The organism is Flavisolibacter ginsengiterrae DSM 18136, assembly GCF_059568575.1.
Genome location: NZ_JCANTR010000009.1, coordinates 181830 through 188415 on the forward strand (window position 1 = coordinate 181830; position 6586 = coordinate 188415).

General features: G+C 33.8%; 6 protein-coding genes. 4 read left to right on the plus strand and 2 right to left on the minus strand.

The window, feature by feature from the left end; all coding sequences use genetic code 11:
* Window positions 1-3: 3 nt before the first annotated feature.
* Together BP74_RS11490 and BP74_RS11495 are read left to right on the plus strand one after the other, a co-directional pair.
* Window positions 4-1056: an AbiH family protein gene (locus BP74_RS11490; protein WP_496374203.1), complete on the plus strand. Its 1053-nt coding sequence runs from the start codon at window positions 4-6 to the stop codon at window positions 1054-1056.
* Between the two features lie 51 nt (window positions 1057-1107).
* Window positions 1108-2343, plus strand: coding sequence for a hypothetical protein (locus BP74_RS11495; RefSeq protein ID WP_496374205.1), 1236 nt, complete (start codon window positions 1108-1110; stop codon window positions 2341-2343).
* 409 nt (window positions 2344-2752) lie between these two features.
* Here the strand turns inward: BP74_RS11495 and BP74_RS11500 are convergent, their stop codons facing one another.
* The gene (locus BP74_RS11500; protein ID WP_496374207.1) at window positions 2753-3634 is read right to left on the minus strand and encodes a DUF3800 domain-containing protein; all 882 of its coding nucleotides are present in this window, start codon (window positions 3632-3634) and stop codon (window positions 2753-2755) included.
* A 376-nt stretch (window positions 3635-4010) separates the two neighbouring features.
* Between BP74_RS11500 and BP74_RS11505 the strand changes: the two genes are divergently transcribed.
* Window positions 4011-4505 carry a hypothetical protein gene (locus BP74_RS11505; protein WP_496374209.1) on the plus strand — a complete coding sequence of 165 codons (495 nt, stop codon included), beginning with the start codon at window positions 4011-4013 and terminating at the stop codon, window positions 4503-4505.
* A gap of 677 nt (window positions 4506-5182) precedes the next feature.
* Window positions 5183-6178, plus strand: coding sequence for a hypothetical protein (locus BP74_RS11510; RefSeq protein ID WP_496374211.1), 996 nt, complete (start codon window positions 5183-5185; stop codon window positions 6176-6178).
* A gap of 165 nt (window positions 6179-6343) precedes the next feature.
* Here the strand turns inward: BP74_RS11510 and BP74_RS11515 are convergent.
* Window positions 6344-6586, minus strand: a 243-nt coding sequence (locus BP74_RS11515; RefSeq protein WP_496374213.1) for a hypothetical protein, incomplete at its 5' end; no start/stop codon positions are given.

Sequence of the window (6586 nt, forward strand, 5' to 3'; positions counted from 1 at the left end):
CGCATGAGTTATCCACGCTTTGTTTTAATAGGAAACGGATTTGACCTCGCTCATGGTCTTAAAACTTCTTACCGAGACTTTATAGATTGGTATATGTGCAGCTGCTTCAAAGAATTTGTAAATAATGGAGTGTATAACGATTGCCTTCTTGATATAACATTGCTTAATCCCGGCACTTCAACAATTTTCCCAACAGAACCACAAACTATACAAGAAGTTTTAGATTTAATTAATAGTACTAACACTCAAAAAATAAAATTTAATTCTCATTATTTTAAACGTTTAGTTGAGAGTTTCAAAAATGGAAACTGGATTGATATTGAACGCAATTATTTTAATACCCTTACAACATTTTTTAAGCAGGCTCCTATTAACTCAAGTCAGCACATTGTAAATGTGAAATTACTTAATACACATTTTGATTTTTTAATCTCAAGGCTAACACAGTACCTAGATTTAATTAATCATCAGATTCCACAATGCAAAAAAATATTTGAAGATACGCGCACTAATATTTATAAAGCATTACAATTAAAAGAGGATTCACCGGTTACTTTCGTAAACTTTAATTATACTGATATGCTGCAGGGGCTCAACTATGCCTATGAAAATGAAATAATACACATTCATGGACAGGTATCAAACAAAGATCGAAATCCAATAATTTTTGGATATGGTGATGAAACAGCTCCTGAATATCAACAAATAGAAGATAGTGGGGAGAATGCCTACCTGGAGCACATCAAATCATTTGCATATTTTAAAACCAACAACTACAATAAACTGATTGCGGGTTTAGACAATGAACCATATGTAGTATCTGTTGTTGGTCATTCTTGTGGCCTATCGGATAGAGTTTTACTCAACGAGATATTTGAACATAAGAATTGTCTGGAGATAGACATCTTTTTTCATAAGCGTGCCGATGGAAGTGATAACTATAAGGAAATCACCCAAGAAATATCCCGCCATTTCAAACCTCACAATAAATGGATGTTCAGAAGAAAGATTCTTCCTTATAATGAAGAAAATTATATCCCACAAAATATTAAGTAGGAAACCCAATTATAAATTGATTTACTAGATGCTATTTTAATTGATAAAACTTTGGAAAGCTTAAATCTTAAAAGTGTATTTTTTGAGGCGTTAAAATATCCTGAATACGCTAGGCCTAACTTTTATATACGTAAGCAACAGGAAAGTGGATGGTCAAAAGGCGTTTATCTTACAGCATTAAATGAAGTTTATTACACCTGTGTGGAACAACTTCGATTCGCTTTTAGAAATAATTCGAAACAAATAGGTATCTCAAATTTGAATGAAATTCCAATCCCAATAAAAGATTTAACAGGTGAAGAAGGAAAAAACTTAATAACTAAAAAAGAACTTGACAATTTACATTTAGCAGTTCAAGCAGCTCAATACTTCAATGCGCAAAAATTAACCTTTTCTATTTATGAAAAACTTTCATTGATTGAATATGCATTAAGTTATATAAAAACGGAATTCTTAAAACAATCTCAAGATATCGATGGACAAACTTCTACAAATACAAATTCAATTTGTTTGTATTTAATTGCTCAGGATGGACCCTTTTTTGATTTCCCAACATTTAAGAGCTCGATTAGGGAACTTCTTTTATCAGGATCTGAATCCAAAGTTCTTTCTAAAATTTTATCGAAATATCATGCAACAGCAACGGATATTGTAAATATCTGGAATGAAAAATTATCAGTAATAGAAAATAGGCTTTCTTTTCAGTATTATACTCCAGAAACTATACGTGTAGAATTTTATGGCAAACAATTGAAACATATTATATGGTCTGACATTGATTTATTTGAATTAAAGCAACATAATTTATATACTAATAGAGATTTGGCAATATATGCTGCAAACATTGCAGCTCTCCTGGCCTCTGAAGTTTTAATTAATCAACCTAAAGAACTCACAATTTATAAAGGTGGTTCTTATACCAATAACACACTTGAACTTCTAAAGCCATATTCCGAAGTAACGGAATTATACAAAAAAGCAATTGAAAGAATTAATACAAACGTAGATCCAAGAAATGCTATGGATGATTTACGTTTATCGTTAGAACTTTTATTAAAAAAAGTACTTAAAAATGATAAATCATTAGAAAATCAATGCAATGATTTAGGAAGATTTCAAAACGAAAGAGGCATGTCTAAAGAAATGAGAAACATGTTTATCCAGTTGCTTAATTATTATACAAAATATCAAAATAATCATGTCAAACACAATAACACTGTAAATACAATCGACCTTGAGTTCATACTACACATCACATCCATTTTCATGAGTTCTGTTTTGAAATAAACATTATAGGTAATAATTCATATCATGATTTTCTTCACCCGTGAGTTTCATTTGCTAATCATGCTAAGTTGACTCGCATTATACCAACAGACATGAGCCTCCAGGCATATGCCGCCAGCCCTGATAAAAGCCCACCAGTCCTAGACAAGGCAGTAGACCTCTGTTAAGGCGCTCCCAGCCCTTCCACAAAGAAACCAAACGCATAGAATACCTTTTCGAGCTCTATGACCAATACACCTCTGGCTTATTCGTTAAAGGAAAAAAGAAATCAAAACAAAATGTTCAATAATTCCAATGTGCTATCCACGCGTAGTTTTAATAGGAACCGGCTTTGATTAAGCCCATTACCCTTAAAACTTCTTACCGTTATTTTATTGATTGGTATATGTGCTTTTTATTTCGAGAGATGTCATTTAGCAATGGGGGCTTTGTCAAATTCTCCTTGTGGAGTATAATGCCAAATTGATAATTTACGTGAAGGCTTAAATGTCTGCAAATAACCATTATTTGATATATTAACGCCTAATTTAAAACTATCACACTTTAATTTAAAATGCTCTTTGACTAGAAATTTATATTGGAGAGATTTAGAAACATCAAAGGTATTCAGGTTCTGAAATAAAGATTGTTGAGATGATTCATTTGAAAACCATTTCTTATAATTGATATGTTCTTGCCTAGATGTTCTACATAGACCTGCATAAATATCTGCTAGTTGTAAAATAGGAAAATTTTTAGAGCTCAATTCTTTAACCTTTGAGTAATTAATTCTTAAATCTGTATAAAAGCCAAAAAGATCAGGCTCGAGTTTACAGATAGCCCTAATTGGTCTATCATTCAAATATTTAACCACATCCGAGTGCCAATTTATTGCAGAAAATTCATCAGGATAAAATTCCCATTGTGCATCAACAATCCACTGCTTATTTATGCTTCTGAGATTATGATAATACATTCTACATAGGTTAGCTATATCACATCTTCCATAAACACTATGCCGTGAATCCTTCTTGTCCCATATTATAACATGTATTCCGATGAAGCCTTGATTGATATATTTTAAGCTTAAATCAATAAATTCTTTAGCTGCAGCTACTTTTCTATTATTATTTACATTCTTAAACTTAAGCTCTTCAATACCATATTTTTCAAGAACATTTTTTAATTCTTGATTAAGTTCTTTTTGATTGTGTTTTTCGCCAACAATTTTCGCTAAGCATCCAAACTGGTTCCCTCCTTCATACCCTGATTCATCAGAAAATATCTGAAAAATCCTTTTCTTATCACTCATAAAAATAATTTTAGTTTGTGTATGAATAATAACAGATGAATCAAAAGCGTGAAACATATTTGTTATATTCTTTTACTTACCCCCTTGGTCGTTTTTATAGACAACCCAAGTCTCAAAATATTTTATTAGACTAAAAAAATGAATCCAGACATATGCACATATGTGCATAAACTGTATTTAGGCAATGGGTCTAACTTGCTAATTCTTATCCAAATATATTATTTTTTAGTTATTATTATTATATTTAATTTGTATTATTGCTCCCATAGCTTTTTGAACAAGATTGTATCTCAACAAAAAAAACACATGAATTTGTTAGCAGCTACTTGACTTGTTCACGCAATTATCAAAACCAAAAAAAAAATTCAAATTAATTATGAACTTACTGCGTTATGAATTTATGAATGCACCTCAAGGCTCTTACAATTACAACCTTGGACAACTTGTAAAAAAAGTAAGATACTATAGAGAGTATGTATCCATAGACGACTTTAAAGCTGCGATACCTGAACTAAAAGTAATGGAAAGAAAACTGCAATCTTTTGACCAAGAAATTGGACTTGAAAAGCGGGAATATCTTGAAGAAATAATGGATGAACTTAAAAAGGAAAGTGAAATAGAATTCCAATTATTGGAAGAAATAGGAAGAACTTCTAAAGCAATTGTTAGTGCTTTATACGACACAGATTTTTCAATGGATGACTTTTTATACGAATTTAGGAATAGTGATGCCGTTTATTGGATTGAGTTTTATGGATATCAAAACACAAAAAAGATTGACGGAACATTGCTTGTAGTTAAAGAAGTTTTTCGTTCTGTTTGTTATAAGCTTGGAATTGTTTTTATTGACAGCTCTCTGGGTGACAAATAGCACTTCCCTTCGCCAGCGAGTCTCGCTTTCCAGTAGAGCAAGCTGACTTTCTTCGCCCGCGGGTCTCACATGCCAATCCAGGCAAGTTGACTCGCAGGTTGTATAATAAACTCTCAAAAGAAGAAATAACCATGACTACAATAAATAAATATTCCCCTCAATCAAGGCCACACCTAGGCGAAACACCAACCAAAAAGCTGGAAGAAATGGAAATGGATCCCAAATAATTTGCCCATCGTACATGAAAACCCGAAAAACTATAACAGCCATTTTGAAAGGAAATAGTTCATTCCCGACATTGCATTTCTGTTTGTAGCTGTCACCAGGATTCCATCTCATTTCTGGATGAACCATCAAAAAGCCTATGATCAGTACCTGGCCCGGTTAAAAGACAATCTGAAATGATAAACTATTCCGGACATAGTTAGTCCCTTGTGTCCCTATCGTCCCCCACTTAATAATAGTTTGTTTTAAAAGGCAACCTTACTCTCGCTTAAATATATTGTATAGCGCTTCATTCCCAATATTGATATATAAAGTACACAGGCAGACCATTTATAAGAACTGCGTAATATCAATATCATCAACAAAACTTATGCTTATATTGGCTGCACCAAAACTTAACCCTTGTGAAAATCACTTCAAAAAACTTGCTTTCTCTTTGCAAACTGTCTTTCATGCTTACGTGTATACTTGGGTTACTTCTAAGTTGCCAAAAGCCCAATGAACCGGTTCAAAATCCTACACCAAATCCAACCCCAAACCCCACGAATCCCACATCTTCCACATGGCTTGATTCCGCAAATATTGCTATCGTAGGCAATGAAAACGGATACATCTATTATTGGAAAAATGGGTATAAATATTCTTTAGGTCCACTTATGCTTGGCGAATCGTATGCCAATGATGTCGCTATATCAGGTAATGATGTCTATGTTGCGGGTAGACTTGGATATAAAGCCAAAATATGGAAGAATGGTGTAGCCACTGATTTAACAGATGGCGTGTATCCGGCAGCGGCCAAAGCAATATCAGTAGTTGGCAATGATGTGTATGTTGCCGGGTTTGAATATTACTTTGCCGAAGTAGTTTTATGGAAAAATGGAGTAAAGTCGGTAGTTGCTAAAGGGCTACCAGGAACTTACGATGATTTAGATTTCGTGGTATCTGGTAGCAATATTTATATGTGCGGGGCACTCGGTTATAGTGCCTATGTCTGGAAAAATGGTGTGCAGACCAAACTAAGTGATAGCTCAAGCTATGCACACGGAATAGCTGTAAATGGAACTGATGTTTACGTGGTCGGAGCAGAAAATGATAAAGCCGTCTATTGGAAAAATGGCATAAAAACAATATTATCCAATGAACCGTCCGCCGCATATGATATAGCAATATCAGGTTCAGACGTCTACATAGTAGGTCATGAAAATTGGCGAAATGCTGTGTATTGGAAAAACGGCAAGATGAATATCCTGGAAACCGGTTATTATTATTCAGCTACTGCCAATGCAATTAAAATCCTTGATAAAGATGTATATATAGTTGGTTCGATTGGCGGGGGCCTTTCTACCGATATTTGTTGGAAAAATGGGGTCAGGCATCATGTTGGTTATTCTCCCACCGATAGTACGGCAACAGGATCGGCATATGGAATAGATGTAACTAAGCGTTAATTATTATTTTTTTTCTTCTTCCCCCGCGAGGTACTGTCTGAAAAACCAAATTTATTTAGACATATTTTTTAATTTTAAGTAACGAAAGAGAGCATACGGCGATAGCTCGACGGATGTTCATCTTGTGTAGCTCTGTTCAACAACGGAGCTACTTTTTTTCTGCACCTATGCTTCAATATTAACGAAAGAGAGCGCCAGCTCCTTTTCTCCGGATGATTTATACCCATAGAATGGATCATATGCTTCATCTTTCTTCCATAATGTATAAACTAAAATGAGCAGCTTCTTTTGAACAGCTGTATAAGCTTTCATTTTTACCTTCGTTGTTTCATATATCCGATTGTATAGATCTGCAAAAGGTTTTTGCCGCAATCGTACAACATTAAATGCTGGCAGATGCATAATTCT

Coding starts and splice junctions, on each gene's coding strand:
- BP74_RS11490 (WP_496374203.1), top strand. CDS start 4: ATGAGTTATCCACGCTTTGTTTTAATAGGAAACGGATTTGACCTCGCT.
- BP74_RS11500 (WP_496374207.1), bottom strand. CDS start 3,634: ATGAGTGATAAGAAAAGGATTTTTCAGATATTTTCTGATGAATCAGGG.
- BP74_RS11505 (WP_496374209.1), top strand. CDS start 4,011: ATGAACTTACTGCGTTATGAATTTATGAATGCACCTCAAGGCTCTTAC.
- BP74_RS11510 (WP_496374211.1), top strand. CDS start 5,183: ATGCTTACGTGTATACTTGGGTTACTTCTAAGTTGCCAAAAGCCCAAT.